This is a genomic window from Burkholderia sp. GbtcB21, from assembly GCF_019091065.1.
In the GTDB taxonomy this organism is placed as follows: domain Bacteria; phylum Pseudomonadota; class Gammaproteobacteria; order Burkholderiales; family Burkholderiaceae; genus Burkholderia; species Burkholderia pyrrocinia_C.
This window is the reverse complement of record NZ_JAGXKA010000052.1, coordinates 1-4,053: the sequence shown is the minus strand read 5'-3', so window position 1 is coordinate 4,053 and position 4,053 is coordinate 1. Positions and strand designations below refer to the sequence as shown.

The window sequence follows — 4,053 nt, the reverse complement described above, 5'->3', positions numbered from 1 at the left end:
GGCTTCCACCCCGGCGCGTTCGGGTTCGTGCCCTGCGACACCGCCGTCTTCTGCTTCGCCCCGTCCCACCACTCGTAGCTGTACGCCGTCGTCACGGTCGTGCCGTCGCCCTTGTCCGGACGCCGCTCCGTGCGCTCCAGCGTCCCGTCCGACATTCGCGTATAGCGTGTCGTCGCGCCTTCCAGCACATCGCGTTCGCTCGTCTGCAGCCCGTCCGCGTCGTACTGTCGCGTTACCTGCTCCGTCCGCTTCGAGCGATCCGCCGTGTATGCCGTGTAACCCGTCACCCGGCCCAGCAGGTCGTTCTCCCGCTCGCGTACCACCACACCGTTGATCGACTGGTTCGTCAGGTACCCGTTCGCGTCGTACTCCTATTTATTTGTGTTGTGTCGCCCTGCTTTCCCACTGCTCGTCAGCACCGCTCGATCGATCCGAATCAGCCGGTTGTCGGCATCGTATGTATAGTCGGTTCGGCGATTCAGTTCGTCATACTGGACGCGAAGCGCTTGTCGTGACCGAGCGTATCCCACGAACGCGTGCCCCCCGGCTGCGCCCATCCGTAATTCCATTGGTATACGGTCGCAAACGAGGTCGAAACCGCGTATCACTGTACCGACTCGCTTAATCAGCGTAGACCGATGATGGAAGCGTTGGGCTGCATATAATGCTCCACTATTGCGATAGGCCACCTTAGTCCTCAATGCAACAGCAGCGCCGCTCGCAGAAGCGAGACGTCGCTCTATGAAAAAAATACGTATTGACCGCGGGCCTCAAGGATCTTAACACCGCACTACACAGCCCCGCCTCGCTTGATTAGATTTGGGGCATGAATATCCTCCCTGACGACATAGTCATCAAGCAATCCAACAAGAAAAACATCGCAATGATATAGCTCATCCCATAGCCATTCATAAAATTTTTGCGGCCGGCTAGGCAAAGAAAGCGGGCTTTGATTAATTTGGAATAGCACCTCCCACTTGTCCGACCCCTTCAGCAGCATATAGCCAAGCGAATCCCTGATCTCTGATTTGCTTTTATCATCAAATTTCAAGTAGTAGGGTACAAGGAATCGTCGAATGAAAACGCGAACGTCCACCTCATCTTCGGGATTAATTTCCGCCACTTCAGTTGACTCGAATTCGTCAAGGAACAGAAATGGTTCCAGAATTGCAGCAACGAGATACGGGTTGACAATTTTCATTTCTATCGTACCAAAATAGGGAACTGCGTATAGACCATCCCATTGCGGAAGACAGTCCGAACGTCAGTTGACATCATATAATCAAGACCTGAACCATTCGACCTCAGCGCCGTAAAACCTTCACCAACAACAGATCCCATATTTACGTCGACAACCGGCCGCCCAGTAAGAATATGAATTGATTCAGCGCGCTGGATAGCGGCAACCTGAGGCTGGCCCAGACGCGTGTTTTTACACCCGAACTCCTTTAGTGGCGTCGCAGTACCTTAGGCACACGCAATATCGCAGGGCACAACATGCTCTGCAATCTAGCCATCGTACGCACTCCATCCTTTCAGCCGAACGCCAAGCATTTATTCCCCATGTGTCGGATGCAGGCCAACCCTACTAGTAACAAGCCTAAGACGCATTCAACACTGCTTGGGCTTCACGCAAAATAATGCCGGCTTCGAATATTAGCGACTCGGAAGATGAGTCAAGAGTTTTCCACATACTCTCGTCCGGATACTTTTTATCTATCTCACCGATCAGCTCGGCCGCCTGTGGCCCCCGAAGATAGCGATCAGCCACACTTTTGTACCAGATCAGACTTTTCCGTATCTGGTGATTAAGAACTAGTTGGCGGACCACTTCTCGATCGTTCGCACTCAGCGACTCCACAAATTCATTGACTACCGCCTGGAGGTCGTTCGCGTTATTCATCATCTCACCTTATCGTGGAGTTACCGTGTACTGAATCCAAGGATTCCGCGCTGACAACTGCTGAACGAAATAGTCACTCAACCAGACATTCTTAGTAGCCAAGTCAGTCGGCGGAATCAGACTTCCGTCAGCCAAACCTGCTCTGTATGAAGCAGCAATCGCTGACTTTTCTCCATTCATGAATAGAACTGCTGGGCCAGGTGCCCCGATCAGCCCTTCCGGGGGATTGGCGAACGTAATCGAAGTTGTACGAGTCGACGTGACTGCTCGGAACTCAAGCGCACCTGAGCCAATCGCGGTTGATACGTCACCTGGCGACAAATTTCCGCCTAACGGATGGTTATGAGTAAACACATTGCCGCTCATCAGCGGGAAATCTGTAACAGCATCGAGACTAATCTGTGTTCCGTTACCCAATCCTGCTCTTCGCACAGCGAGAATATCACCCGATCGGCTATCGATAATGAACCCGACTTCTCGCGATGCGCCGGCAAACCTGCTTTCGACACGAGATAGCGTAGCAACGGCGCCTCCAAACCCTCCGCTCTCTGGCACCGCGTTCAACATCATGCCTCTGTTTACCAAGAAGCTGTTTGCCGCCCTATCGAATGCCGGTCCAAACACCGCGGCACCACGTTCGAGTGCAGATCCAGTTAGACGGGTTGCTGCACCCACGGCACCGGGGGCTCCCGCCGACAGTGCCGCATCCAGCATGGATCCGCCGAGCCGATACGCTCCGCCTGCCTCGTCTCGTCGATACAGCGCGTCAATCGGGCTGACTGCTCCCTTCACCACTCCTGCCGCGATGCCGCTTGCCTCACGCAGAATGGTGCCGCCAAGGTTGCCTGCCTCATACGCGTTCGCGTAGTGCCCACCGATCGCGGCCGCCGTATTCAGCGGATGAGCCACGACATTCCACACCCCGCTCACAACCCCCAACCCACGGTCAACAAAACCTTGAGCCGCTTGCGCGACTGGATTGAAAGCCAATTGGCCCTCGAACCAGTTCAGGTTGCGAATCGTTCTCAGTTCCGCGGACGGCTGCGGAACCGGCCCGCCAGTTGACCCCACGCCTTCGATCAGAACCTGTATCCCAGAAAATCCCAAGTCGACGGGCTGATCCGCAAGCGATTGCAATTCGGCGATTCGCTGTGCCCGCGCTTGCTCAATACCTGCGGCGGTGTCGTAATTCGCCATTGCCATTGCGGCACTGGCTTGCGGGCCATCACCGAAGCGGATGTATGGCGCCCTTGCCGGTACAAACCCGGTCCCTGCAGAGCCAACTCCACCCGACAGGACCTGCCCGTTCACCGTGTCAATCGCCTGCTGGGTACGTAACTCGGTCGACGTCGATTGGCTCGCCATCCGGCTCGCCACCATATTGCCAATGGTGGACGCGATTGCATCCATCGCGATCGCCCCGACATTCCGCCCCAGGCTCCCTCCCCGCACCACCGTACTCGTCACCCCGGCCGCCATGCCCGAACTCATGCCACTGGCGAACTGCGTCGCCTTCTCCCCCCAGCCGGCATTCACGCTCGCATTCCTGGCCCACTCCCCGGCCTTCGCCCCTACTCCCGCCGAGATCGCACTCGCCGCCACGCCCTTCCAGTCGAAGCTATGCTGTAACCCGGTCGCCACGCCGATGCCCTGCGTTGCCATCGAGCGCGCCGCGCCCATCGCCATCTGCCCGCCCGTGGGACCGAACGCTTGGCCTGCTACCTGACCCAAGCCCGTCGCACCCACGCCTGCCGTCACCCCCGCGCCCACCGCACCCAGCGCGATACCCTTCCAGTCCAGCCCGCGCTGCGCGCCGCCTGCAATCATCACCCCTTGCCCCGCCGCGGCACCTACCGCTCCACCAACCGCCGCCGCACCCGCGCCCGCCATACCCAGGCCGCCGGTCACCGCCGTGGCCCCCGTCGACATGATCGTCCCCAGCGACGCACCCGCCGGCGCAGCCAACGCCCCCGCCGTGAACACCGTCGCCACCACCGCCACCACAATCGCGATCACCGGCAGGAACCCGCCGCACCCGCCTCCCCGACTCGGCGGTGGCGGCGGGTCCGGCAGCGTCGGCTGCGTATCCCCGATCGCCTGACCCGGGTCGTACGGCTTGAACGTGCTCGCCGTGTTGTGCACGTTCGTCA

General features: G+C 58.4%; 4 protein-coding genes. All 4 read right to left on the bottom strand.

Annotated elements, in window-relative coordinates:
• On the bottom strand, window positions 1-326 hold a 326-nt coding region (locus KVT39_RS36150; protein WP_217591395.1), incomplete at its 3' end, for a hypothetical protein.
• 464 nt (window positions 327-790) lie between these two features.
• Window positions 791-1,201 (bottom strand): hypothetical protein, encoded by a 411-nt coding sequence (locus tag KVT39_RS36145; RefSeq protein WP_217591394.1) that lies wholly within the window; start codon window positions 1,199-1,201, stop codon window positions 791-793.
• 399 nt (window positions 1,202-1,600) lie between these two features.
• Complete coding sequence (locus KVT39_RS36140; protein WP_217591393.1) at window positions 1,601-1,906, bottom strand: hypothetical protein; 306 nt, start codon at window positions 1,904-1,906, stop codon at window positions 1,601-1,603.
• 6 nt (window positions 1,907-1,912) lie between these two features.
• On the bottom strand, window positions 1,913-4,053 hold a 2,141-nt coding region (locus tag KVT39_RS36135; protein ID WP_217591392.1), incomplete at its 5' end, for a hypothetical protein.